This window comes from Sedimentimonas flavescens, from assembly GCF_025154035.1.
GTDB classification, from domain to species: Bacteria; Pseudomonadota; Alphaproteobacteria; order Rhodobacterales; family Rhodobacteraceae; genus Rhodobacter; species Rhodobacter flavescens.
Map to the genome: position 1 here is coordinate 188,300 of NZ_JAOALJ010000002.1, position 24,843 is coordinate 213,142.

Below are 24,843 nucleotides of genomic sequence, written 5' to 3' on the forward strand. Positions count from 1 at the left end.
GGCTTACTCCGTTACCACCACTTGTCGGGCTTGGCCGCGAAGCCGACCGCCTTCTCAAGCACATAGGCATGATTGAGCAGATCGCCCTCGGCCCAGGGCCGGCCGATCAGTTGCAGACCCAGCGGCAGGCCCTTGGAATCGAGCCCCGCCGGAACCGAGATGCCAGGCAGACCCGCCAGGTTCACCGTCACGGTAAACACGTCGTTGAGATACATCTCGACCGGATCGGCATCCTTCATCTCACCCAGACCGAAGGCCGACGACGGCGTCGCGGGCGTCAGGATCGCGTCGATCCCGTCGGCGAAGGCGATCTCGAAGTCGCGCTTGATCAGGGCGCGCACCTTGCGGGCGCGGTTGTAATAGGCGTCGTAGAAGCCCGCCGAGAGGACATAGGTGCCGATCATGATGCGGCGCTGCACCTCGGGGCCGAAGCCCTCGGCGCGGGTTTTTTCATACATCTCGACGATGCCGTCGCCCGCCCCCAGCTTGGCGCGATGACCGTAGCGCACGCCATCATAACGCGCGAGGTTCGACGAGGCTTCCGCCGGCGCGATCACGTAATACGCGGGCAGCGCGTATTTGGTATGCGGCAGCGAGATGTCGACGATCTCGGCGCCCGCATCGCGCAGCATGGCGCTGCCATCTTCCCAGATCTTGGCGATCTCGGCGGGCATGCCGTCCATGCGGTATTCGCGCGGAATGCCGATCTTCTTGCCGCGAATGTCGCCGGTCAGCGCCGCTTCGAAATTCGGCACCGGAATATCGGCCGAGGTCGAATCCTTGGCATCGACCGAGGCCATCGCCTCAAGCATAATCGCCGCGTCGCGCACCGATTTGGTCATCGGACCGGCCTGATCGAGCGAGGAGGCAAAGGCCACCACACCCCAACGCGACACACGCCCGTAGGTCGGCTTGATACCGACGATGCCGGTGAAGGCCGCGGGCTGACGGATCGAGCCGCCGGTATCGGTGCCCGTCGCCGCAAGGCACAGATCCGCCGCAACCGCCGCTGCGGAACCGCCCGAGGAGCCGCCGGGTGTCAGCTTGCGATCATCGACCTTCCAAGGGTTCACGACCGGGCCGTAGCAGGCTGTCTCGTTCGACGAACCCATGGCGAATTCGTCCATGCTGAGCTTACCCAGCATGACCGCGCCCGCATCCCACAGGTTCTGCGTGACGGTCGATTCATACTCGGGCTTGAACCCCTTGAGGATGTTCGAGGCCGCCTGCGAGGCCACGCCCTTGGTGCAGAACAGATCCTTGATCCCCAGCGGGATGCCGCACATCGCGGGCGCGTCGCCGGCCTTGATGCGCGCATCGGCGGCCTTGGCCTGATCCAGCGCGATCTCGGGGGTCTTGGCGCAATAGGCGTTCAGGACGCCCGCGCCTTCGATGGCCGCAAGGCAGCTTTCGGTGATCTCGACCGAGGTCACATCGCCCTTGCGCAGCGCGTCGCGGGCATCGGCGATCGTCAGTTTATTCAGGCTCATTCGACCACCTTCGGCACGGCAAAGAAGCCCTCGCGGGCATCGGGAGCGTTCTTAAGGATCTTGTCCTGATAGCCGCCGTCGGTCACCACGTCCTCGCGGCGCTTGAGACGCATCGGCGTCACCGAGGTCATCGGTTCGATCCCCTCCACGTCAACTTCGTTGAGCTGCTCCATGAAGGTCAGAATGCCACTCAGCTGCCCGGCGAGTTTGGGCAGATCCTCTTCGGCCACGGCAATGCGCGCCAGATGCGCCACCTTGCGGGCGGTGTCGATGTCAATGGACATAGGGGTCTCCGATTGTCTTGGGCCGGGTTTAGCGCCCATGGCCCCGGCTTTCAAGCGCGCTTGCCGGGCACGGCTGCGACGCCTATCTGGGGCAAAACAGCGGAGGATGCGATGAAACTCACTTGGCTCGGCCATTCCGGCTTCCGGCTGGAAATCGAAAACGCGGTCATCCTGATCGACCCGTGGCTGAGCGGGAACCCGGTCTTTCCCGCCGAAAAGCGCGCCGAGGCTATCGCGGGCGCAACCCATGTACTGCTGACGCATGGCCATGGCGACCATTCGGGCGACACGCTGGCCATCGCGAAAGAGCTGAATATCCCGGTCGTCGGGATCTATGATCTCGTGTCCTGGTGGCAAGAGACGAAGGGCATCGCGGGCGTGGGCTTCAACAAAGGCGGCACGGTCGATCTGGGCGGCGCGAAGGTCACCATGGTGCCGGCGGCGCATTCCTCCTCGGTCGGCGGGCCGAACGGGCCGCTCTATGCGGGGGGCGAGGCGGGCTACATGATCGCGGGCGAGGGCCACACGATCTATGTCAGCGGCGATACCACGATCATGGCCGATATGGGCTGGATGGGCGAGTATCACGCACCCGACATCGGCATTCTCTGCACGGGTGGGCATTTCACCATGGACATGAAGGCCGCCGCATGGGCCGCGAGGAAATACTTCGACTTTAAGACGGTGATCCCGTGCCATTACCGCACTTTCCCGCTGCTCGAACAATCTGCCGATGCACTGACGGCGGGCCTGCCGGGCGTTCAGGTGATCGAGCCGCAGGTGATGCGAGCGATCATCCTCTAGCCAAAAGGGACTGCCTTGCTGCGAATCGCGTAAGGGATCAGCGCCGCGCGGCGAAGAAGTCCTTGAGCATCCGTTCAGCTTCGGACGCGCCGATGCCGTCATAGACCTCGGGGACGTGGTGGCATTGCGGATGCGCAAAGACGCGCGGCCCCTGTGCCACGCCGCCCGACTTGGGATCGGCCGCGCCATAGTAAAGCCGCGCGATCCGGGCCTGTGAGATCGCCGAGGCGCACATCGGGCAAGGTTCAAGCGTGACGTAAAGGTCGTGCCCCGGCAAACGCTCCGACCCTGCCGCCGCGCAGGCCATGCGCATCGCGAGGATCTCGGCATGGGCTGTGGGGTCCGACAGCTCGCGCGTGCGGTTCCCGGCACGCCCGACGACCTCACCCGCGGGCGAGATCACCACGGCGCCCACCGGCACCTCGCCGCGACCGGCGGCGGCGCGCGCCTCCTCCAGCGCCAGATGCATATGCGATATGAACTCCATGCCGAACACATGCATATGATCGCGCCCCCGCGCAAGGCGCTTCCCAAGCGCCAAGGGATCGGTTAGAGGGGCGGCTTGCGCCCGAGACCTCCGCGCGCCCATTCCCTTAGAAGGACGACATCGATGACCGACACGCCCGCCACTCCGGCGAATACCCCCGAACGCATTGCAAAGGTGATTGCCCGCTCCGGCGTGGCCTCGCGCCGTGACGCCGAGAAGATGATCCTGGCAGGCCGCGTGACCGTAAACGGCAAGCCCGTCACCTCCCCCGCGCTGGACGTTTCCCCGAAAGACAAGGTGGCCATCGACGGCAAGCCGATTGACGCGCCGCAGGAAACCCGCGTGTGGCTCTATTACAAGCCGCTTGGCCTTGTGACGACCGAGAAGGACGAACAGGGCCGCCGCACGATTTTCGACGAGATGCCCGAGGGCATGCCGCGCGTGCTGAACGTCGGCCGTCTCGACCTCAACTCCGAGGGCCTGCTGCTTCTGACCAATGACGGCGGGCTCAAGCGTCGCCTCGAGCTGCCCGAAACCGGCTGGCTGCGCAAATACCGTGTGCGCGTGAACGGCCGCCCGACCGATGACGCCTTCCGCCCGCTGCGCGAAGGCATCACCATCGACGGCGAGGATTTCATGCCGATGGAGATCACGCTGGACCGTCAGCAGGGCGCCAACGCCTGGCTGACCGTGGGCCTGCGCGAGGGCAAGAACCGCGAGATCCGCCGCGCCATGACCGAGATCGGCCTGACCGTGAACCGCCTGATCCGTGTCAGCTACGGCCCCTTCCGCCTCAACGAAATGCAGCCCGGCGAAGTCGTCGAGATCAAGCGCAAGGTGCTGCGCGACCAGATGGGCGACCGGCTGCTCTTGGGCGTCGAGGATGGCCGCAAGTCGATGACCGAGCGTGAAGAGGCGGGCCGCGCCGCGCGTGAGGCCCGCTTTGCCCGTGCCAACGAGGCCAAGGAAGGCCGCACCGCCCCCCGTTCGCGCCCCGCACGCGGCGAGGATGAGGCCCCGCGCAAGGGCTTTGGCCGCCAGCGCGATTTCGCCGGATCGGGCGACCGGCCCGAGCGCAGCGCGCGTCCGATGGGCGATGGCGCCGAGCGTAAGCCGCGCTGGTCCAAGGCCGGTAGCAAGCCGCGCGCCGAGGGCTTCCGCTCGCACCGCGACGACGCCGCTGGCGAAGGCGCCAAGCGCAGCTATGGCGACCGCCCGCGTTCGGACAAACCCTGGGGTGACAAGCCCCGTGGGGACCGTCCGCAGTCGGACAAACCCTGGGGTGACAAGCCCCGTGGGGACCGTCCGCAGTCGGACAAACCCTGGGGTGATAAGCCGCGTGGCGACCGCCCGCAGTCGGACAAGCCTTGGGGTGATAAACCCCGTGGGGATCGTCCGCGCTCGGACAAACCTTGGGGCGATAAGCCCCGTGGCGACCGCCCGCAGTCGGACAAGCCTTGGGGTGATAAACCCCGTGGGGATCGTCCGCGCTCGGACAAGCCTTGGGGCGACAAGCCGCGTGGCGACCGCCCGCGCTCGGACAAACCCTGGGGTGACAAGCCGCGTGGCGACCGCCCGCAGTCGGACAAGCCCTGGGGCGATAAGCCTCGTGGGGATCGTCCGCGCTCGGACAAGCCCTGGGGCGACAAGCCGCGTGGCGACCGCCCGCAGTCGGACAAGCCTTGGGGTGATAAACCCCGTGGGGATCGCCCGCAGTCGGACAAGCCGTGGGGTGACAAACCCCGTGGGGATCGCCCCTTCGCCGCCAAGCGTGACCGCGATGACGGCAAGCCCGGCGGGTTCAAGTCGCAGGGCTTCAAGAGCCATGGCGGCGCAGGCAAGCCGCGCGCCGCGGGCTTCAAGTCGCATGGCGCGGGTGCTGGCCGCCCGCAGTCCAAAGGCCCGCGCGGCCCGAAGCGCGATTAAGACCTGATCGGCGGGGAGAAATCCCCGCCTTCCTTCCCCTTGCCTCTGGCGAGCCTGCCCGCGAATGCCTATTCTTTGAAGGTGCCGCACACTGGCGGCCTTCCGGGGTGGGGTTCGATGTCTCTTAACACCTTGCGCTATATCGCCTATTTTCTGGTTCTCGCGCTGACCTTCTCGGTAGCGCTGACCGGAGGCGTGTAGCATGGCGCAGCGTTACGGCGGCAAATACAGCCCCGATCCGCAAAATCCCTCCGAGCCCGACCGCAGCACCCTGCCACCCGAGCGGATGCCCCGCGTCCAGCATCGGCAAGAGGGCTGGCCCTTCTGGATCGCGGTCGCCGCCCTGCCCTTCGTGCTGGGCGCCATTGGCACCGGCCCCACGAACCTTGCGCGCAGCATCGGCGCCTTTGGCGTGATCGCATTGGCCGCCTGGCTCTTGCGAGAGGGACTGAAAGCCGAAGCCGCCTATGAAGCCCGCCGCGTTGCCCGCCGCCCCGCCCTGCCGCGCAAGATCTTGGGCGCGGTGTTGCTGGGCGCGGGACTTGCGCTTGGTGCAACCGACGCAAGCCTGCCCGGCGCGGGCGTGATCGGGCTGATCGGCGCGGCGCTTAGCCTTGTCGCCTTCGGCCCTGATCCGATGCGTGACAAGGGCATGGAGGGGATCGACCCGTTTCAGCAAGACCGCGTGGCCCGCGTGGTGGCCGAGGGCGAGAAGCATCTAGCGGCCATGCGCGAGGCCATCGCACGCGCGCAGGACGGCCGCCTTTCCGCCCGCGTCGAGGCCTTTGCGGCCACCGCGCGACAGCTTTTCCGCGCGGTCGAGGAAGACCCCGGCGATCTGGCCGCCGCGCGCCGCTACATGGGGGTTTACCTTGAGGGTGCGCGCGACGCCACGATCCGCTTCGTCGATCTTTGGAGCGCCACGCGCGACCCCGGCGCGCGCCGCGACTATGAGGCGTTACTGACTGATCTCGAAGAGAATTTCACCGCGCGCACCCGCCGGCTGATCGAGAATGGCCGCGAGGGGCTAGAGGTCGAAATCGAAGTACTGCGCGAGCGCCTCGCCCGTGAAAACCTGCCCCCTCCGCGGGGCTGACGCCGCCGCAATTTCACCCCATTGCCACAGTTTCGCCTCCTCGGCCGGTCAGAGTGTTCCAAACTCGGACCGGTCACTTCTCGAATGCTCAAGTTCAGCACCATTCTTCTCTCTTGCGCGCTGACGCTGTGTCTCGCCCTGACGGTGCTGGCCTTCCGGCTGGAGCGGTCAGGCGTTCTGTCCAGCGCCAAGTCGGTCAGTGCGATCCTGGCGGTCATGGCGATGGTGCTGTGCGTAGTGGCGGTTCTGGTCATCAGCCGCAACGCGCTGAGCAAGGCCTGGCACAAGCTGGTGGCGGCGCTTGAGGAGAAAGTCGACTGGGGACCCGAGGGGCTCGTGCCCGCAGTTTCATTCGGTCTGGCGCTGGTCGTCGCCAGCTTGGTTTTCGTTGGGGTTGGTCTATGAAGACAGTCGTCGCACCCAAGTTCGTCACCGATGCCCGCAGCCTGCTGCGGCGGATCGTGGCGCGCTTCGACACGACGGGCCTGCGCCATACCCCCGGCAGCCTTTTGCCCGACGGCAAGGCGGAAGCGGGCAGCCTGACCCCCTCGCTTTCACGACGGCTGATGGTGCTGCGCAGCCTGCCGCTGATCGGTATTCCGGGCGCACTCAGCCATGGGCCGACGGGAATGGTTCAACTGGTCTTCGTGGCCACCTTGTGGCTGCTGGCGATCTGGGTGCTCAAGCAGGGCCTGCTGGCCGAGCGCGAATGGCGCGCCAACCGCAACGCGCATCGCCCCGCACTGCCCCGCAAGCGTATCGGCATGTTCATGGCGACGCTCGCGCTCTTTGCGGGCGGCAGCTACGAGATGGGGCCGAACTGGGCCGTGATGCCGTCTGTCGGGCTCTGGTTGCTGCTGTCGATGGCCTTCGGCCGTGACCCGCAGCGTGACCGCGAGGGTGCAGCCCATCAGACCGATCACGGCTTTGAGGTGCATCGCCTGAGCGTGCGCGCCAAGGAGCGCTGCCGCCGCATCCACAACCGCCTGCGCCGCAACGTTCCCGAACTGCTGCCCGATTTCGCGCTTTATGAAGCCACGCTGAACCGGCTCCTGACGGTGTTGGCCAGCCAGCCCGAGCATCACGCCCAGGTCAGCGCTCATCTGGGCCCCGAGCTTGAGGCGCTTGAGCAGGCTGCGGAAAAACTTTCGGTTGTCCTTGCTGCCTCGTCAGGGGATGATGCCGTCGGCAGCTATCGCAGCACGCTTGGCAGAATGACCAGCGAGGCGAAACGCTGCCTCTCGCAGTTGAAGGGCATGGGTGGCCGTGCACTCGACATCGAGATGGGTGTGTTGGGCGATGCCTTGGCGCGGAAAGTCTGAGGTCTTCGCCCTCCTTCGGGGGTAATGATGACCGAGACTGTCCGCCAAAAGGCCGCCGAGGCCCTGAGCGAAATCGAAAATCTCAACGCAATCGTGCTGCCCGAGCCCGGCGCCGAGGTAACCCCGCTGGCCGAGGCCGCGCCCCCCGTCGCCGACGATATTCGCGCACGCATGGCGCAGATCGACCTCGGAGATACCGCTTCGATCATCTATTTCGGTTCTCAGGCGCAGGGCGAGTTGCAGACGATCAGCCAGTCGATGCTGGCCGATGTGAAGAACAAGGATGTCGGCCCGGCCGGTGACAGCCTGCGTCAGATCGTCACGACGATCCGCGGCTTTTCGGTCTCGGAACTCGACGTGCGCCGCGAGCGATCCTGGTGGGAAAAGCTCATGGGTCGCACCGCGCCCTTCGCCAAGTTCCTGTCGCGCTTCGAGGCGGTACAGGGCCAGATCGACCGCATCACCGACGATCTGCTGAGCCACGAGCACAAGTTGCTCAAGGACATCAAGTCGCTCGACATGCTCTATGACAAAACGCTGAGCTTCTATGACGAGCTGGCGCTGTATATCGCGGCGGGCGAAGAGAAGCTGCGCGATGTCGATGCCAATGACATCCCCGCCAAGGAAGCCGCGATCGAAACCGCCGACGAGACCGCCAAGGTGCTGCGCGCGCAGGAGCTGCGCGATCTGCGCGCCGCGCGCGATGATCTGGAGCGTCGGGTGCATGACCTGCGGCTGACGCGGCAGGTGACAATGCAAAGCCTGCCCTCGATCCGGCTGGTGCAGGAAAACGACAAGAGCCTGGTCACCAAGATCAACTCGACGCTGGTGAACACCGTGCCGCTGTGGGAAACGCAACTGGCGCAGGCCGTGACGATCCAGCGCTCGGCCGAGGCCGCGCGGGCGGTGCGCGAGGCCACCGATCTGACGAACGACCTGCTACAGGCCAATGCCAAGAACCTGCGCGAGGCCAATGCCGCCGTGCGCACCGAGATGGAGCGGGGCATTTTCGACATCAACGCGGTCAAGGCCGCCAATGCCGAGCTGATCGGCACGATCGAGGATTCGCTGCGGATCGCTGACGAGGGCAAGCGCGCCCGCGCCGCCGCCGAGGCCGAACTGATCACACTGGAGGCCAAGCTGCGCGACACCCTCGCTTCGGCGCGTGCTCCCGGGGGTGCCGCCTGATCATGCCGCTTTTCCTGAACCGGGAAATCAACACCAGCAACGCGCGCCTTGCTCTGCGTCGGCTGGCGGGAGCCGTCGCCATCGGCGCGGCACTTGCGGGCTGCGTGCCCACGAATAGCGCCGCGCCGCGCACCGCCCCGCGCCCGATGAGCGCGCCCGAAGGCCTGGGAGAGGAGAACCGCTCGGGCGAGAGCCGCGCGATGCAGGCCTATTTCGCGCAGGTAGAGACGATGCTGCTCGACCAGGGCCTGCTGCGGCAAGACGTGGCGCCGCGCGATGCCCCCTTCGGCAGGCGCCAGCTGGTGGATAACTTCGTCCACATCGCGCTTTACGACGAGTATTCCAACCGGGGCGGCACATTCGTGGCCAGCACCACCAAGTCGCGCCTGCGCCGGTGGGAGCAACCCGTGACGATCGGGGTCGAGTTCGGCCCCACCGTGCCCCCCGCACAGCGCCGCAAGGACAGTGCCGCGATCACCGCCTTTGCCGGGCAGATCGGCCGTGCGACACGACACCCGGTGCGGGTCGTCCCCAGTGGCGGAAATTTCTCGGTCCTGGTGCTGAACGAGGATGAGCGCCGCAACGGCGCCAAACGCTTGCGCGAACTTGTGCCGGGGATCGACGCGGCCTCGGTCAATGCCATCACCGACCTGCCGCCGACGACATTCTGCGTGGTCTTCGCCTTCTCCGACGGGCGTTCGGCCAGCTACAGCCGGGCGGTGGCGGTGATCCGGGCCGAGCACCCGGACCGGCTGCGGATGTCCTGTGTGCATGAGGAACTGGCGCAGGGCATGGGTCTGGCCAATGACTATCCGCGCGCGCGCCCGTCGATCTTCAACGATGACGAGGAATTCGCGCTGCTGACCCGGCATGACGAGCTTTTGTTGCAGATATTGTACGATCCGCGCCTGCGCCCCGGCATGACCGAGGCCGAGGCGCGCCCGATCGTCGAAGACATTGCGTCCGAACTTCTGGGCGCCGACAGCTAGGAGGGCCAGATGGGCATTCTCGATTTTCTCACCGGCGAATTCATTGACGTCATTCACTGGACCGACGACACCCGCGACACGATGGTCTGGCGCTTCGAGCGCGAGGGGCACGCGATCAAATACGGCGCCAAGCTGACCGTGCGCGAGGGACAGGCCGCAGTCTTCGTGCATGAGGGGCAACTGGCCGATGTGTTCGGACCGGGGCTCTACATGCTCGAGACCAACAACCTGCCGATCCTGACGACCTTGCAGCACTGGGATCACGGCTTCCGCTCGCCGTTCAAATCCGAGATCTATTTCGTCAACACGACGCGATTCAACGACCTCAAATGGGGCACCAAGAACCCGATCATCGCCCGCGACCCCGAGTTCGGCCCGATCCGGCTGCGTTCCTTTGGCACCTATTCGATGCGCGTCTCGGACCCGGCCAAGTTCATGTCCGAGATCGTCGGCACGGATGGCGAGTTCACCGCCGACGAGATTAGCTTTCAGATCCGCAACGTGATCGTGCAGGAGTTCAGCCGGGTCGTCGCGGGCTCGGGGATTCCGGTGCTGGATATGGCGGCGAACACCGGCGATCTGGGCAAGCTGGTAGCCAAGGCGATTGAGCCGGTGGTGGGCAACTACGGTCTCTCGATCCCCGAGTTCTATATCGAGAATATCAGCCTGCCCGAGGCGGTCGAGGCGGTGCTGGACAAGCGCACCTCAATGGGGATCGTGGGCGATCTGAACCGTTACATGCAGTTCAACGCGGCCGAGGCCATGGGCCAGCCCGGATCGGGCGCATCGGCCGGTATGGGCACGGCCATGGGCGCCGGGATGGGCGCGGGCATGGGCATGGCGATGGGCCATCAGATGGGGTGGGGCCCCTGGGGTGTTGCGCCTGCTGCGCAGGCGCCCCAGGGCGGAGGCGGCGCGGCTGCCGCCGCACCGCCCCCGCCGCCCCCGCCTCCGGTCGAAAAGGTCTGGCATGTGGCGGTGAACGGGCAGACGACCGGCCCCTATGGGCGCGGCCATCTGGGCCGCATGGTCAGCGAGGGCGGCTTTACGCGTGACTCGCTGGTCTGGTCGCCCGGACAGGATGGCTGGATGCGTGCCGAGGATATTACCGAGCTCGCGCAGCTCTTCACCATCGCCCCTCCCCCGCCGCCGCCCGCAGGCTGAGCCATGCCGGAGCCCTCGGCGCGGCCCGTGGCCGAGCATCACTACCCTTGCGAATCCTGTGGCGCCGACTTGCGCTTTGCCCCGGGGCAAGAGCGACTTGTCTGCGACTATTGCGGGCATATCCAGGACATCCCGCGTGCCACGGGGCGCGGGGCCTCGGGGCTGCGCGAGCTACCGCTTGACGCCGTCCTGCGGGCCGAACTGCCGGATCTGGAGATGGAGGAGCACCGGACACTGTCTTGTCCGAATTGTGGTGCTCTGGTCGAGTTCGATGGCGCAGAACACGCCGCCGAATGTCCGTTTTGTGCAACCCCAGTGGTGGTCGATACCGGCACGAAACGACTGATCAAGCCGCAGGGGCTGGTGCCTTTCACCCTGACCGAGGAGGAGGCGCGAGCGTCACTGGGGCGCTGGCTGGGGCGGCTGTGGTTCGCACCCTCGGGGCTGGCGCAATACGCGCGCCGGGGCCGCAAGCTGAACGGGATCTACGCGCCCTTCTGGACCTTCGATGCCGCCAGCCGCACCGACTATACCGGGCAGCGCGGCGACTATTACTATGAAACCCGCCAGGTGCGTGTGCAAAACAATGGCCGGTGGGAGACACGCCAGGAACAGGTGCGCCATGTCCGCTGGCGCCACGCGGCGGGCCGCGTCGCGCGGGTCTTCGACGATGTGCTGATCTATGCCGCGCGCTCGCTGCCGCCGGGTTATATCGATGCGCTGCGACCGTGGGATCTGAGCGGTCTGACCGGGTATCGCCCCGATTACCTCGCCGGGTTCTCGGCCGAGGGCTACACGGTCGAGCTGCACGAGGGCCACCACCTCGCCCGCGCGGAGATGATGCATGTCATCCAGTCCGACGTACGGCGCGACATCGGCGGGGACGAGCAGCGCATCACCCGGCTCGACCCCGCGTTCAGCGCCGAGACCTTCAAGCATATCCTGCTGCCGGTCTGGACCGCGGCCTACAAGTATCGCGGCCGCAGCTATCGCTTCGTCGTCAATGCGCAAACCGGCAAGGTGCAGGGCGACCGGCCCTGGTCGGCGTGGAAAATCGCCTTCGCGGTCGCTCTGGTCGCGATTGTGGTCGGTGTCGCGGTTTACCTTGATCGGGCGGGGGGTTAAGCCCGGACCCAAACAAGGAGAACGGGCATGAGAGCACTCATCCAGCGGGTCCGGCACGCCAATGTCGTGGTGGACGGCGAAACCATCGGCGAGATCGGTCAGGGCCTGTTGATCCTGATCTGCGCGATGCAGGGCGACGGTGAGGCCGAGGCCGACAAGCTGGCCGGGCGCATCGCCAAGCTGCGCATCTTCAAGGACGAGGCGGGCAAGATGAACCGCTCGGTCACCGACATTGGCGGGGCGTGCCTCGTGGTCAGCCAGTTCACGCTTTCGGCCGATACCTCGCGCGGGAACCGTCCCGGATTTTCCGCAGCCGCAGCGCCTGATGAGGGCAACCGGCTTTACCAGTACTTCTCGGGGGCGCTGCGCGGGCTTGGCCTGCCCGTCGCGAATGGTGAATTCGGCGCCGACATGGCGGTGAGCCTGCTCAACGACGGCCCCGTGACCATCTGGATGGACACCGCCGACCGCAGCTGACGCGGGTTTTCCTTGACTTTCGGGTGGCACAGGCCCATGTGCCACTCACCCAACGTCCGCTGCCGCGTGAGCAGCCGCGCCCGGAATAGGCCAATGGCCTCGGGGAGGAGGCGCGAGGACGGGGAAATCGGTCCCACATTCACGCGGGGGGCCAGCGGAGACATCTTCGCACCCGCCCGCCTGCGCCCCTGACCGGGGCGAACCCCCTTTTGCGCCTATGGCGCCGACGAAAGACATGACTTTGGAAAACTTCGAAAACCTCGGCCTCGCGCCGATCCTGCTGCGCAACCTTCAGGGCCTCGGGCTGATCAAGCCTACCCCGATCCAGTCGCAGGCCATCCCGCATGTGGTCAAGGGCCGCGACATCCTGGGCCTCGCCCAGACGGGCACCGGCAAGACGGCGGCCTTTGGCCTGCCCATGCTGACCCGCATCATCTCCTATGGCAAACGCCCCGCGCCGAAGACCGTGCGCGCCCTTGTTCTGGCGCCGACGCGCGAGTTGGCGACCCAGATCCACGACAACCTTGCCGCCTATGCCGATGGCGCGCCCGTGCGTATCCAGCGTGTCGTGGGCGGCGCCTCGATCAACGTCCAGACCGAGAAGCTCTCGAAAGGCGTTGACGTGCTGATCGCAACCCCGGGCCGCCTGCTTGACCTGCTTGAGCGTCGCGCGCTGGTGCTGTCGGAAACCAAATATCTGGTGCTCGACGAGGCCGACCAGATGCTCGACATCGGCTTCATCCATGCGCTGCGCAAGATCGCGCGCTTGATCCCGGCGGACCGCCAGACGCTGCTGTTCTCGGCCACCATGCCCAAGCTGATGGAAGAACTGGCCGCAAGCTACCTGAGCGACCCGGTGCGTGTGCAGGTCGCCGCCCCCGGCAAGGCCGCCGAGAAGATCGCGCAGGGCATCCACTTCACCACCCAGGGCGAGAAGGCCACGCTGCTGGCCGAATACCTGGCCAAGCACCGCGGCGAGTTGGCCGTGGTGTTCAACCGCACCAAGCATGGCTCGGACAAGCTGGCGCGGCTCTTAGAGAACTGGGGCTTCCCGGTTCTGGCGATCCACGGCAACAAAAGCCAGAACCAGCGCGAACGCGCGCTGGCCGCGTTCCGCGCGGGCGAGGTGGACGTGCTGGTGGCGACCGATGTTGCGGCGCGCGGCCTCGATATTCCGCAGGTGGCGCATGTCTATAACTACGACCTGCCGAACGTGCCGGAGAACTACGTTCACCGCATCGGCCGCACCGCGCGGGCGGGCCGTGACGGGCGCGCGGTCGCGTTCTGCGCGCCGCTCGAGATGGGCGATCTGCGCGCCATCGAGAAGGCCATGGGCGATTCCATCCCGGTGATCGGCGGTATGCCGCATGAGGACACCGGCGGCGTCAAACCCGGCGCGCGCCAACGTCAAGGCCAGCGCCCCGGCGCCAAGCCCGGCCCGCGCAGCCAGCAGCAGCGCCCCTCAAAGGCCAAGCCGATTGGTGGCGGCCAGCAGGCTCCGCGCCGCTCCGCCAAGCCCCGCAAGGCGCAACGGCACGATTAACGAACCGTCTCCTCCTCGAGATGCATCTTCATTTCGAGGAGGACACGCTGCAGCGCCTGCGTCTCGGACAAAAGGCGCTTGGCCTCGTTGATGGTGATCTTTCCGTCCTGGATCGACTGGTGATACTCGGCCATCAGCATGGCGAAGCGCTGGCTGAGCGCGACGACGTCCGAGTTGATTCCGCCATTCCCGGCGTTGCGGCGTTCCTCATCGAAGGAGATCGTCAGCCCACCGATTTCCGCCAGCGCCATGGTGACATGCGGCACGGGCGACACGGCCTCTAGCCGGGCCACCACGTCGATGGGCATGAAGCGGTCTGCATGTTCGACGTCGGCCGAATAATAGCGCCCCAGCGTCGCCTTGGACTTGCCGCAGGTCTCGGCCGCAGCCTCGATGCCCACTTCCTTGACCAATGCCTCGCTGTGCTTTTTCAGATAGCTGCCGACCGTATCAACCATTCAATCACCCTCGTAATCGCCGGTTCACGCACGCCATGGGGAAAACCGGGCCTGCTTTCCCATTATCGTGCACGCCCGCAAATGTCACATCTAAACCGTCCGGGGCAGCCGGACATGTGTGAGTGACCGGCTCCCCGGGCCGGTTTGGTTGGGACCCGCATTCCTGCCTTTCGGGAGGGACAGGGCCGTCATCTACGGCAGCCGTGCGGGCTCCCTTTTGCTTGCCTGCGCCGCCTGGCCTGCGCTATTTCCGGCCCATGGCTAAATTGTATTTCCATTATTCGACGATGAACGCGGGCAAGAGCACAATCCTCTTGCAGGCGTCCCACAACTATATCGAACGTGGGATGCAGACCCTTCTGGTCACCGCGCAGCTCGACCGGCGCGCGGGCGAAGCGCGCATCGCCAGCCGCATCGGCATCGGCGCCGGGGCCGAGACCTTCACCGCCGAAACGGATATGTTCGCGCTGATCCGCGACCGGTTGGCGGCAGGCCCCTGTGCCTGCATCTTCGTCGATGAGGCGCAGTTTCTGACCAAAGAGCAGGTCTGGCAACTGGCCCGCGCGGTCGATGACCTGCGCGTGCCGGTGATGTGTTACGGGCTGCGCGTCGATTTCCGGGGTGAGTTGTTCCCCGGCTCGGCCGCGCTGCTGGCCTTGGCCGACGAGATGCGCGAGGTGCGCACCATCTGCCATTGCGGCAAGAAGGCCACGATGGTGGTGCGCAAGGATTCCTCGGGTCAGGCCGCGCGCGATGGCGACCAGGTGCAGATCGGCGGCAATGAAACCTATGTGTCGCTCTGCCGCCGCCACTGGCGTGAGGCGGTGGGCGACATGCCCGCTCAGAACCGCTCGACGATCACCGAACCGACCGAGTAACCCGCCCCGAAGGAACAGATCAGCCCTAGATCGCCCGGCGCCAGATCGTCCGAGAAGCGGTCGAAGGCGATGATTGATCCGGCCGAGGAGGTATTGGCGAATTCTTGCAAGATGTTGGGCTGCTCGTTCCCCTCGGGGTCGCGGCCCAGAACCTTGCGACCGATGAAGTCGTTCATCGTCTTGTTGGCCTGATGCAGCCAGAGGCGTTTAAGCGCCCCCGCTGCGATCTGCTCATCGCTAAGGTGGTGCAGGATGTGCGCGGACACCATCGGCAGCACTTCCTTGAAGACCTTGCGGCCCTCTTGCATGAACTGCATGTCGCGCCGGTCGGCCATGCCATCGGGCCGGTTACGGCGCAAGAAGCCATTGTTGTTGCGGATATTGTTGGAAAACTCGGTCGCGCAACGGATCGAGCGGATCTCGAACCCATGCGCGGCATCCTCGCGCCGTTCGATCAGCGTGGCGGTGGCGACATCGCCGAAGATGAAGTGGCAGTCGCGGTCGCGCCATTCCAGATGGCCCGAGGTGATCTCGGGGTTCACCACCAGCGCCCGACGTACCGAGCCCGCGCGGATCATGTCGGCCGCGGCCTGAATGCCGAAGGTGGCCGAAGAACAGGCCACGTTCATATCGAAGGCAAAGCCCCTGGCGCCGATCAGCTTCTGAATCTCGACCGCAATGGCGGGATAGGCGCGCTCCATGTTCGAGGCGGCGCAGATCACCAGATCGACCTCATCCCCGCTGCGCCCGGCCTTTCCCAGTGCGGTCTTGCAGGCAGCGACGCCCATCTCGGCCATGATACCCGGCTCATCGTCGCTACGCTGGCGCAGGCGCGGATACATGCGCGCGGGATCGAGCACGCCTTCCTTGTCCATCACATAGCGGCTTTCGATGCCCGAGGCTTTGAGGATGAACTCGCTCGAGGAATGCGGGATCGCCTCAAGCGTGCCGGCGGCGATGGCCTCGGCATTCTCGGCATTCACCCGGTCGGCATAGGCGTTGAAGGCAACGACCAGTTCGTCGTTCGTGATCGTGTGCGGCGGGACATAGACCCCGGTTGCGGTGATGGCAGGCGTGAACATCAAGACCCCTTTTCAGTCGGGGCAGAGTCCGCCGAAGCCCTGATCAGGTCAAGGGATCAGAGCGCGTTCGGGGGCCGAGTGCCGTCACGGAACGCGATCAGATTGTCGAGAGCCATGAGCCCCATCGCATCGCGCACCTCTAGCGCGGCCGTGCCCAGATGCGGCAAGAGCGTGACATTATCCAGCACGCGCAGCGCCTCGGGGACGTGCGGTTCATGCTCGTACACATCAAGGCCCGCGCCTGCGATCACCCCCGCCTGCATGGCGGCGATCAGCGCGGGCTCGTCGATGATGTCGCCGCGCGCGATGTTGATCAGATGGGCGTGCGGCTGCATTTTGGCGATCTCCACCGCACCGATCAGATGGCGCGTCTGCGGCGTTGCGGGCACGGCGAGCACGACGAAATCGGCAGTTGCCAGCACCTCGTCCATCGTCAGTTGTCGGGCGGGCAAGCCCGGGTCGGCGATGGCCGAGTGGTTGTGGAACACCACCTCCATCCCGAACCCATAATGGCAGCGCCGCGCGATGGCCTTGCCGATGCGCCCCAGCCCGATGATGCCCACGCGCTTGCCGGTCACGTGATGGCCGAGGAACTGCGTCGGCGTCCAGCCGGTCCAGACGCCCGACCGAAGATAGCGCTCGCCCGCACTGGCGCGGCGCGCGCTCATGAGGATCAGCGTGAGCGCGATGTCGGCGGTGGCATCGGTCACCGCGCCGGGGGTGTTCGACACGGTCACCCCCGCTACACGGGCCGCCGCCACGTCGATATGGTTATAACCGACGCCGAAATTCGCCACCATCCGGGCGCGGGGCTGGCCTGCGAAGGCCTCGGCCGAGAGCTTGTCGCCCAAGGTCACCAAAAGCCCGTCATAGTCCGCCAGCGCGGCGCGGGCTTCATCCGCCGTCATCGGCGCGGCGCCATTGCGAAAGGTCGTGTCGAACTCCTCGGCCACGCGCGCCTCGACCGAAGGCGTCAGCGCCCGTGTCACCAGAAGCCGCATCAGAAAAGCCTCCCGCCAAGCGGCACATCCTGACTAGGCGCGATCAGCACGACCTCGCCCGTTTCATCGGGCACGCCAAGGGTCAGCACCTCGGACATAAAGGGGCCAATCTGGCGCGGCGGGAAGTTCACCACCGCCATGACCTGCCGACCGACCAACTCTTCAAGTGTGTAATGCGTGGTGATCTGGGCCGAGCTTTTCTTGATGCCGATCTCGGGGCCGAAGTCGATCACCAGCTTGTAGGCGGGCTTGCGCGCCTTCGGGAAGGGTTGCGCCTCGATGATGCGCCCAACGCGGATGTCGACCTTGAGGAAATCATCAAACGAGATGGTCATTTACCCAGTTCCCGCCCGCGATCCGCCGCGGCCTTGACCGCGCGCTTGAGCAGCGCCGGAAAGCCGGTTTCGGCGTCCATCAGCACGGCCAGCGCGGCGGCGGTGGTGCCGCCGGGGCTGGTCACGTTGATGCGCAGCTGCGCGGGGCTGTCTGGGGCATCCTCGGCCAGTTGGCCTGCCCCGCCGACGGTCGCCTTGGCCAGCGTCATCGCCAGATCGGCGGGCAGCCCTTCGGCCTCGCCCGCGTCCGCGAGGGCCTCGATCAGGTGGAAGACATAGGCCGGCCCCGAGCCGGAAACGGCGGTCACCGCATCCATCTGATGCTCGCCATCAAGCCGCACGACCTGACCGACCGCGCGAAGCAAACCCTCGGCCGTCGCCAGATCATCAGCGCTGGCCGCACCATTGCCGGTGATCGCGGTGATCCCGCGACCGATGGCGGCGGGGGTGTTGGGCATGGCGCGCACGATCGGCGTGGCGGCGCCCAGAATAGCCTCATAGGTCGCGATGGTGGTGCCAGCGGCGACGGTCACGAAGAGGGTTTCACCGCCGCCCATCGCCTGCAACTGCGGCAGCGCTGCCGCCATCATCTGCGGCTTGACCGCGATCAGCACCACGGCGGGTGCCTCGGGCAGCAGGCCGTTCACAGCAACGCCCGTCGATTGCAGCCAGTCCGAGGGATGCGGGTCGATCACATGCACAGCGCCAGGCGCAAGCCCACCCCGCAGCCAGCCCGCCAGCATCGCGGAACCCATCTTGCCACAGCCCAGCAGAACCAGCCCGCGCGTCGAAATCGTCGAAAAGTCCATTTTGCCCCCTTGGTCTTGGGGGCAAAGATTAGGCGCGCCCGTAGGCCTCTGCAATGGCGACCTTGAGCGCCTGTTCGGGCGACTCATCGCCCCAGCAGGTCAGTTGCATCGCCGGGTAGAAGCGCTCGGACGAAACCACAGCGGCGCCGATCAGCCGATCGATCTGCTCGGGGCCGGCGATCTGGCCGCCCGCGAGAACAAGACCATAGCGCCAGACCATCAGGCGCTGCTCGGGCCACCAGGTGAAGGCGCCGGTCCAGACCTGATCATTGATGCGGTTCAGAAGATCGTAAAGCGCGCCGTCGCGCGCGCCGGGCGGGTCCATCTCGAAGGTCGAGATCAGGCGCAGCGTTTCATCCTGTGCGGACCAGGCAAGCGTGATCGAATAGGTGCGCCACTGCCCCTCGACCGTCATCGCGATCTGGTCATGCGCGACCCGATCGAAATCCCATTCATGTGCCTCGGCCAGCGACTCGACCACGTCGATCGGGTGGATCTCGTCGGAATAGAGATAGTCCTCGCTCAGTGCCATGCCCGTGCCCCCGCTTGCTCTGTGCCCCTTGGGGTGCAGCTCCCCTAGGGTTTGGTAGTTCTACAAGGATCGGCGTCAGTTCGCGTTCCCCCTACAATATATCGTGAGCCTTACGGGGTAATCTGTAAAGCAATTTGTCGTGGATAACTCGGTGCCCACCACGAAATCTGGGGAGAACTCCAGCGCAAAGGGGCGGCCCGACGGACCGCCCCCTGCGCAATCTGGTGAACCGAATCAAGCGGTTATCGAGTAGCCTCCGTCGATATCATGCACCCCGCCGGTCAGGTTGCGCGCCTCGCGCGAGGCAAGGAAGGCCGCCATCGCGCCGATATCGTCGATCGAGGCGAGCATATGGGTCGGCGCACGGTTCGCGGCCTCGATCAGCAGATCGTCGAAATGGTCGATCCCAGAGGCCGCCCGCGTGACCAGCGGCCCGGGCGAGAGCGCGTGCACGCGGATGCCCTTCTCGCCCAGTTCCGCCGCGGCATAGCGCACCGAGCTTTCCAGCGCAGCCTTCACCGGCCCCATGATGTTGTAGTGCCGCACCACGCGGGTCGAGCCGAAGAACGAGACCGACAGGCAGGTGCCGCCCTCGGGCATCAGCGGCTCGGCCATGCGGATCATGCGCAGGAAGGAATGAACCGAGATGTCCATCGCTTGCCCGAACCCCTCGGCCGAGCTGTCGATGACGCGGCCGTGCAGATCGGCCTTGGGCGCGAAGGCGATGGAATGCAGGATCGTGTCGAGCCGCCCCCATTTGCGGCCGATCTCTTCGAACACATCCTCCATCTGCCCCGGCGCGGTCACGTCGAGCGGCAGTTTGATCGTAGCGCCCAACTCTTCGGCAAGTGGGCGCACATGCGGCTCAGCGCGCGCGTTCAGCCAGGTCACCCCCAGTTCCGCCCCCTGCGCGCGAAAGGCACGTGCACAGCCATAAGCGATCGACTGCGCATTCGCGATCCCGACGACGAGAACCTTCTGACCTTCGAGTGAAAACATCGACAAACCTCCATTGATTCCCGCGATCTGCGCATGGAAAGGTTTCGTCTTCACGACAGATCTGCCGCAGCGCGGCATAATCCGCGCAATACGCGGATCTCAGCCAATATTTAGGCAGCCGTGCACGAAATCAGGCGCGGCGGCAAAGCCTGAGATCAGAGCCCCCGCCCCGTGCAGCGGCTCTCCCGCGGATCATCAGTCATTGATGATGTGCTCGCCCTGAAACGCGCGGTCCCCACCTTGGGCACTAGGCGAACCCGTCGGGATCACGCGAAGCGCCCTAGTTGGTCTGAAGCCCCGGATATGATTAAATTGCGACATAGCAGTATGTCGCTAACCGCCATTGAACCTCAGAGGAATTCCATTTACGACTCCACATGTCGTTTTCAGTCACGTTCGCGTGGTTTAGATCGGCGCCCTGCCCTCCGCTTAGCATTGGGGGCCTGCGCCTTGCCGGGGGCCCGCAGCACCGCCCGGCATGTCCTTCCCGCTGCCCGACAGGAGTAACCCGATGACGGCCAATCTTGCCAAAACCATGATTTGCACCACCGCCGCCGCCGCCCTGATGTCCCTCGCCACGCCCGCATTGGCGGCCGATACCTGCGGCGATATCTCGATCGCCGAGATGAACTGGGCCTCGGCCGGCGTCGCTGCCTGGGTCGACAAGATCATCCTCGAAGACGGCTACGGCTGTAACGTGACGCTGGTCACCGGGGATACGATGCCCAGCTTCACCTCGATGAACGAGAAGGGCGAACCGGACATGGCCCCCGAGCTTTGGGTCAACGCGGTCAAGAACGCGCTCGACAAGGCGGTTGAGGAAGAGCGCCTCGTCGTGGCCGCCAAGGTTCTTTCGGATGGCGGCGTCGAGGGCTGGTGGATCCCGAAATACATCGCGGAAGAGTATCCCGAGATCAAGACGGTCGAGGACGCCCTTAAACACCCCGACCTGTTCCCCGCCCCGGAAGACCCCTCGACAGGGGCGCTTTACAACTGCCCGGCAGGCTGGAATTGCCAGATCTCGACCGAGAACCTCTACCGCGCCTATGATGCCGAAGCGAAGGGGTTCGACCTGATCGACACCGGCTCGGCAGCCGGTCTCGATGGCTCGATCGCCAATGCCTACGCCGCAAAGAAAGGCTGGTTCGGTTATTACTGGGCGCCGACGGCGATCCTCGGCAAATACGAGATGATCAAGCTCGATGCCGGTGTGCCGAACGACAAGGCCGATTGGGACGCCTGCACCTCACAGGCCGAGTGCCTTGATCCGAAGCCGAACGCCTACCCTGTCTCTGACGTCTATACGGTCGTGACCAAAGCCTTCGCCGAGAAAGCCGGCGTCGCGATGGATTACGTCAAGGCGCGGTCCTGGGACAATCAGACGGTCGGCAAAATCCTCGCCTGGATGGACGAAAACCAGGGGACGAATGAGGATGCCGCGCGCTATTTCCTCGAGAACTACAAGGACATGTGGCACGGCTGGGTCGAACCTGAGACCGCCGCGAAGATCGATGCCGCGCTCTGATCGCGGCTGAACTTGCCCGGGCGCGGGCCACGGCCCCCGCCCACCCCCCTTTCCCAAAACCCGAGGATCCCCCATGGCAACCTGCTGGGGCCTACCCGACGCCCTCTGTTCCTTCCCGTCGCTCGACGCGAAAAGCCTGCGAATGATGCGAAAGGGCATCGACGACGGCTTTCGCGAGATCGTGCGCGCCCATTCCGAGACGATCGACGCGGCCACCGCACCGCTGCAGATCTTTCTAAACTGGCTTGAGAACCTGTTCACCCATGCGCCCTGGCCGGCGATGATGGTTGTGATCCTCGCGATCGTATGGGCCGGTGCGCGCAGTTGGCGCACGGTCATCGGGGCGGCGCTGGCGATGGTGCTGATTGGTGTCTTCGGGCTTTGGACCGACACGATGACCACCCTTGCCATGGTCACCGTCGCGACCATCGTCGCGATCCTGATCGGCCTGCCCGTCGGCATTGCGATGGCGCGCTCGGACCGGATCCAGCGCTTTCTCACACCGCTTCTCGACGTGATGCAGACCCTGCCATCCTTCGTCTATCTCATTCCCGTCGTCGTGATTTTCGGCATCGGCAAGGTGCCCGGCCTGATCGCGGTGGTGATCTATGCCGTGCCGCCGATGATCCGGCTGACCAATCTTGGCATCCGCATGGTCGATCCTGAGGTCACCGAGGCGGCCGATGCGTTCGGCGCCGCGCCCCGGCAAAAGCTCTTCGGCGTCCAGTTGCCGCTCGCGCTGCCCGCGATCATGACCGGCGTCAACCAGACCATCATGATGAGCCTCGCGATGGTGGTCGTGGCGTCCATGGTCGGGGTCGGCGGTCTTGGCAAGAATGTCCTGCAGGCGATCACCAACCAGTATTTCACCACCGGATTCCTGAACGGCTTTGCCCTCGTCGCCATCGCGATCATCTTCGATCGCACGAGCCAAGCCTTCGGCAAGCGGCTGCAAAAGCATCGCGAGGCCCGCCATGACTGACACGACCACGCTCCCCCCGCAGCCCACGGATGCGGATCAACCGGCCCGCTCTGGCATCGAGATCCGAAATCTTTACAAGATCTTCGGCCCGCATCCCGAGCGCTGGATCAAGCACGTGCAGGAGGGGATGACCAAGGAAGAGCTGAACGACCGGCACGATCATGTACTGGGCCTGCGCGACATCTCACTCGATCTCGCGCCCGGTGAGATCTCGGTGATCATGGGGCTGTCCGGCTCGGGGAAATCCACGTTGATCCGCCATATCAACGGCTTGATTGCCCCGACCGCAGGCCAGATCCTCTATGAGGGGCGCGATGTCGTGGCCATGAGCACGAGCGATCTGCGCACGTTCCGGCGCACGAAAACCGCGATGGTGTTCCAGAAGTTCGCGCTGTTGCCGCATCGCACCGTGCTGGAAAACACGCTCTACGGCCTCGATATCCGCCATATCCCGCGCGATCAGGCCGAGCCGGTCGCGCGCAAATGGATCGACCGGGTGGGCCTCAGCGGTTTCGAAGCGAATTACCCCAGCCAGCTTTCCGGCGGCATGCAGCAGCGTGTGGGTCTGGCCCGGGCACTGGCGAATGACGCGGACATCCTGCTCATGGACGAAGCCTTTTCCGCGCTCGATCCGCTGATCCGGATGGATATGCAAAAGGTGCTGCTCGAATTGCAGGAAGAGCTGCGAAAGACCATCGTCTTCATCACCCACGACCTCGACGAGGCGCTGCGCCTGGGTGATTCCATCGCGATCCTGCGCGATGGCGCGCTTGAGCAAACCGGCACGGGGCAGGATATCGTGCTGCGCCCAGCAAATGATTACATCGCCGAATTCGTGCGCGAGGTGAACCGTGGCAAGGTGATCCGCGCCGAGCGTCTGGCCCGCCCGCTCGCCCCTGACGAGCCCCCGCCGCGACTCCGCGTCGAGGGCCGCAGGGTAATCGAGCTTGTGGCACGTGACATGGCGCAGATGGGCGAAACCCACGCACTGGTGACAAACCGCAAGGGCGCTGAGATCGGCGTGATCGAGGCCAGTACGATCCTCTCGGCCATGGTCACCCCGGCCGAGAGTCTCAGCTAAGCAAATCTGCGCGACAACCCCCGAGTCCGGGCAATGCGTTTGCCCGGGCCCACTGACCGCGGTGCCCTGACCTCCCTGCCCCTGCACGGCGCGAACGAGCAGCCCCCACCGCAGACGATCCACGGCAACTGATCCGGCAAGGCTGCTTGCCAGCGAAAGCGCCGACGGCGCTCGTGATCACGCAAGGATCGGCGCAAGCAACCGCTATTTTTGTGAGGAAAGCGGCAGCATTGCGCATGTGTGCAGCCCGCGCTGCGGGCGCATGACGCAGAAACCGCGATGCAACCTGTCGCAACCGGTTTTGAGCATTTAGGTTTCTGGCGTGGAAGAGTGGTACAGCCTCCCCGGCTCGAACGGGGGACCCCCAGATCCACAATCTGGTGCTCTAACCAACTGAGCTAAGGCTGCACTGCGCGCGGATTTAGCCCCAGTGGCGCGGGATTGCAAGAGCCTGCAGACCGAAGCGCGCGCATTTTCCGCCCCGGAGCGCTCCGCGATTTCCGTTGCGCCGCAGCCCCTTCAACGATACCGAAGCAATTCAGACAAAACGGAGGCCACCATGGGTATCGATAGCGAAAGCGAGGTCGCGGCGAATCTTCAGATCGGGCCGACCTCGATCGGAATGGTGCGGATCTATGTCGAGGGCGAGGGAATCGACCTGCCCCTCGATTTCGATCCCGAAGAGGCCGAGGAGATCGCCGAAGAGCTTCTGGCCGCAGCCGAGGCCGCGCGCGAGATCCTCTCAGGCGGCGCGCAGAACTCTGGCGGCAAGCCAAGGAAGGGCAAGCGCTAAGCGCTAGATCAGCCCCGCGCGCGGCATTCCGGGATCGAGCCGCGATTGCAGACGCTGCGCAGCGACCCGCGCGAAATCGAGCATCAGAGACTTGCGCCGCGCGGGCGCCAAGGCCCGGTGCGGCGCCTCACGCAGCAGCTCGGCGCCGTAGCCATCGGCGATGAAAAGCCCCGTCCCCTCGGGCAGCAGATCCATCGGAAAATCCCGATCTACCGCCCAGAAATAGCGGTCGCACCAGTCGAGATAGCCCTCCCATTTCCGATCCGACATGAAATCCGCGCGGCTCGACTTGCACTCGATGATCCAGACCTCGCCCTTGCGGCCAAGCGCCATCAGATCGGCGCGCAGGCGCGGGCGCAGCGGCATCTCGGCCACGCAGGCAAATCCCAGATCGAGCAAGCAACGGCTGGTGCCGCGCGCCAGAATCTGGCCGGGGGCAAGGGAGGCTTCGGTGTTCATACGAAAAATATGAA

27 protein-coding genes and 1 tRNA gene are annotated in these 24,843 nt (G+C 65.4%); 16 read left to right on the forward strand and 12 right to left on the reverse strand.

The genetic code is table 11. The annotated features are described in order from the left end of the window. Positions 1-11 precede the first annotated feature (11 nt). Positions 12-1,490: an Asp-tRNA(Asn)/Glu-tRNA(Gln) amidotransferase subunit GatA gene (gene gatA / locus N3C64_RS04240; protein ID WP_260012220.1), complete on the reverse strand. Its 1,479-nt coding sequence runs from the start codon at positions 1,488-1,490 to the stop codon at positions 12-14. Continuing rightward, complete coding sequence (gene gatC / locus N3C64_RS04245; protein WP_218628552.1) at positions 1,487-1,774, reverse strand: Asp-tRNA(Asn)/Glu-tRNA(Gln) amidotransferase subunit GatC; 288 nt, start codon at positions 1,772-1,774, stop codon at positions 1,487-1,489. Before gatC ends, gatA begins: the two co-directional genes overlap by 4 nt. A gap of 111 nt (positions 1,775-1,885) precedes the next feature. Here gatC and N3C64_RS04250 point away from each other — a divergent pair, with 111 nt between their 5' ends. Further along, positions 1,886-2,578 (forward strand): metal-dependent hydrolase, encoded by a 693-nt coding sequence (locus tag N3C64_RS04250; protein WP_260012225.1) that lies wholly within the window; start codon positions 1,886-1,888, stop codon positions 2,576-2,578. Between the two features lie 37 nt (positions 2,579-2,615). Here the strand turns inward: N3C64_RS04250 and N3C64_RS04255 are convergent, their stop codons facing one another. Continuing rightward, positions 2,616-3,065, reverse strand: coding sequence for a nucleoside deaminase (locus N3C64_RS04255; RefSeq protein ID WP_218628554.1), 450 nt, complete (start codon positions 3,063-3,065; stop codon positions 2,616-2,618). A 123-nt stretch (positions 3,066-3,188) separates the two neighbouring features. On the opposite strand from N3C64_RS04255, the gene N3C64_RS04260 reads away from it, so the two are divergent. From N3C64_RS04260 to N3C64_RS04305, 10 genes are all read left to right on the forward strand, one after another. Next, positions 3,189-4,991, forward strand: a complete 1,803-nt coding sequence (locus N3C64_RS04260) for a pseudouridine synthase (RefSeq protein WP_260012227.1) — start codon at positions 3,189-3,191, stop codon at positions 4,989-4,991. 202 nt (positions 4,992-5,193) lie between these two features. Beyond that, positions 5,194-6,087: a 5-bromo-4-chloroindolyl phosphate hydrolysis family protein gene (locus N3C64_RS04265; RefSeq protein ID WP_260012231.1), complete on the forward strand. Its 894-nt coding sequence runs from the start codon at positions 5,194-5,196 to the stop codon at positions 6,085-6,087. A gap of 84 nt (positions 6,088-6,171) precedes the next feature. Further along, a complete protein-coding gene (locus N3C64_RS04270) occupies positions 6,172-6,492 on the forward strand; it encodes a hypothetical protein (RefSeq protein WP_218628557.1) in 321 nt (106 codons plus the stop codon). Then, entirely contained in the window at positions 6,489-7,409 is a 921-nt protein-coding gene (locus tag N3C64_RS04275) for a hypothetical protein (RefSeq protein WP_260012233.1), read from the forward strand. Before N3C64_RS04270 ends, N3C64_RS04275 begins: the two co-directional genes overlap by 4 nt. A 27-nt stretch (positions 7,410-7,436) precedes the next feature. Continuing rightward, positions 7,437-8,597 carry a toxic anion resistance protein gene (locus N3C64_RS04280; RefSeq protein WP_260012235.1) on the forward strand — a complete coding sequence of 387 codons (1,161 nt, stop codon included), beginning with the start codon at positions 7,437-7,439 and terminating at the stop codon, positions 8,595-8,597. Between the two features lie 2 nt (positions 8,598-8,599). Beyond that, a complete protein-coding gene (locus N3C64_RS04285) occupies positions 8,600-9,586 on the forward strand; it encodes a DUF2927 domain-containing protein (protein WP_260012236.1) in 987 nt (328 codons plus the stop codon). A 9-nt stretch (positions 9,587-9,595) separates the two neighbouring features. Then, complete coding sequence (locus N3C64_RS04290) at positions 9,596-10,750, forward strand: SPFH domain-containing protein (protein ID WP_260012237.1); 1,155 nt, start codon at positions 9,596-9,598, stop codon at positions 10,748-10,750. A gap of 3 nt (positions 10,751-10,753) precedes the next feature. Next, positions 10,754-11,875, forward strand: a complete 1,122-nt coding sequence (locus N3C64_RS04295) for a TFIIB-type zinc ribbon-containing protein (protein ID WP_260012248.1) — start codon at positions 10,754-10,756, stop codon at positions 11,873-11,875. Between the two features lie 27 nt (positions 11,876-11,902). Continuing rightward, a complete protein-coding gene (gene dtd, locus N3C64_RS04300) occupies positions 11,903-12,352 on the forward strand; it encodes a D-aminoacyl-tRNA deacylase (RefSeq protein ID WP_218628563.1) in 450 nt (149 codons plus the stop codon). Between the two features lie 241 nt (positions 12,353-12,593). Then, on the forward strand, positions 12,594-13,895 hold the full coding sequence (locus N3C64_RS04305) for a DEAD/DEAH box helicase (RefSeq protein ID WP_459565438.1): 1,302 nt from the start codon (positions 12,594-12,596) through the stop codon (positions 13,893-13,895). Here the strand turns inward: N3C64_RS04305 and N3C64_RS04310 are convergent. Next, positions 13,892-14,353 carry a hypothetical protein gene (locus N3C64_RS04310; RefSeq protein WP_218628565.1) on the reverse strand — a complete coding sequence of 154 codons (462 nt, stop codon included), beginning with the start codon at positions 14,351-14,353 and terminating at the stop codon, positions 13,892-13,894. The two genes, N3C64_RS04305 and N3C64_RS04310, sit on opposite strands and share 4 nt — an antisense overlap. A 257-nt stretch (positions 14,354-14,610) precedes the next feature. On the opposite strand from N3C64_RS04310, the gene N3C64_RS04315 reads away from it, so the two are divergent. Then, complete coding sequence (locus N3C64_RS04315) at positions 14,611-15,231, forward strand: thymidine kinase (RefSeq protein ID WP_260012249.1); 621 nt, start codon at positions 14,611-14,613, stop codon at positions 15,229-15,231. Here N3C64_RS04315 and N3C64_RS04320 read toward each other — a convergent pair. The 6 genes from N3C64_RS04320 to fabI form a co-directional block, all read right to left on the reverse strand. Further along, positions 15,195-16,313 (reverse strand): beta-ketoacyl-ACP synthase III, encoded by a 1,119-nt coding sequence (locus tag N3C64_RS04320; RefSeq protein WP_260012250.1) that lies wholly within the window; start codon positions 16,311-16,313, stop codon positions 15,195-15,197. The two genes, N3C64_RS04315 and N3C64_RS04320, sit on opposite strands and share 37 nt — an antisense overlap. 56 nt (positions 16,314-16,369) lie before the next feature. Continuing rightward, entirely contained in the window at positions 16,370-17,314 is a 945-nt protein-coding gene (locus N3C64_RS04325; RefSeq protein WP_260012252.1) for a 2-hydroxyacid dehydrogenase, read from the reverse strand. Beyond that, the gene (locus N3C64_RS04330) at positions 17,314-17,649 is read right to left on the reverse strand and encodes a tRNA-binding protein (protein WP_260012256.1); all 336 of its coding nucleotides are present in this window, start codon (positions 17,647-17,649) and stop codon (positions 17,314-17,316) included. Before N3C64_RS04330 ends, N3C64_RS04325 begins: the two co-directional genes overlap by 1 nt. Continuing rightward, on the reverse strand, positions 17,646-18,458 hold the full coding sequence (gene proC, locus N3C64_RS04335; protein ID WP_260012259.1) for a pyrroline-5-carboxylate reductase: 813 nt from the start codon (positions 18,456-18,458) through the stop codon (positions 17,646-17,648). The genes N3C64_RS04330 and proC overlap by 4 nt, the downstream gene beginning before the upstream one ends. 28 nt (positions 18,459-18,486) lie before the next feature. Beyond that, positions 18,487-18,990, reverse strand: coding sequence for a type III secretion system chaperone family protein (locus N3C64_RS04340; protein WP_218628571.1), 504 nt, complete (start codon positions 18,988-18,990; stop codon positions 18,487-18,489). Positions 18,991-19,224: 234 nt separating this feature from the next. Further along, positions 19,225-19,989 (reverse strand): enoyl-ACP reductase FabI, encoded by a 765-nt coding sequence (fabI, locus tag N3C64_RS04345; RefSeq protein ID WP_218628572.1) that lies wholly within the window; start codon positions 19,987-19,989, stop codon positions 19,225-19,227. Positions 19,990-20,500: 511 nt separating this feature from the next. Between fabI and N3C64_RS04350 the strand changes: the two genes are divergently transcribed. From N3C64_RS04350 to N3C64_RS04360, 3 genes are all read left to right on the forward strand, one after another. Continuing rightward, positions 20,501-21,514, forward strand: a complete 1,014-nt coding sequence (locus tag N3C64_RS04350; RefSeq protein ID WP_260012260.1) for an ABC transporter substrate-binding protein — start codon at positions 20,501-20,503, stop codon at positions 21,512-21,514. Between the two features lie 73 nt (positions 21,515-21,587). Continuing rightward, the gene (locus tag N3C64_RS04355; protein WP_260012261.1) at positions 21,588-22,496 is read left to right on the forward strand and encodes an ABC transporter permease; all 909 of its coding nucleotides are present in this window, start codon (positions 21,588-21,590) and stop codon (positions 22,494-22,496) included. After that, a complete protein-coding gene (locus N3C64_RS04360) occupies positions 22,489-23,577 on the forward strand; it encodes a quaternary amine ABC transporter ATP-binding protein (RefSeq protein WP_260012262.1) in 1,089 nt (362 codons plus the stop codon). The genes N3C64_RS04355 and N3C64_RS04360 overlap by 8 nt, the downstream gene beginning before the upstream one ends. Positions 23,578-23,908: 331 nt before the next feature. On the opposite strand, the gene N3C64_RS04365 is transcribed toward N3C64_RS04360, so the two are convergent. Beyond that, positions 23,909-23,985 (reverse strand) — tRNA-His (locus tag N3C64_RS04365). A gap of 151 nt (positions 23,986-24,136) precedes the next feature. Here N3C64_RS04365 and N3C64_RS04370 point away from each other — a divergent pair. Further along, positions 24,137-24,370, forward strand: coding sequence for a DUF6324 family protein (locus N3C64_RS04370; protein ID WP_218628576.1), 234 nt, complete (start codon positions 24,137-24,139; stop codon positions 24,368-24,370). Positions 24,371-24,373: 3 nt separating this feature from the next. On the opposite strand, the gene N3C64_RS04375 is transcribed toward N3C64_RS04370, so the two are convergent. Beyond that, on the reverse strand, positions 24,374-24,829 hold the full coding sequence (locus tag N3C64_RS04375) for an MmcB family DNA repair protein (protein ID WP_260012263.1): 456 nt from the start codon (positions 24,827-24,829) through the stop codon (positions 24,374-24,376). Positions 24,830-24,843: the final 14 nt, after the last annotated feature.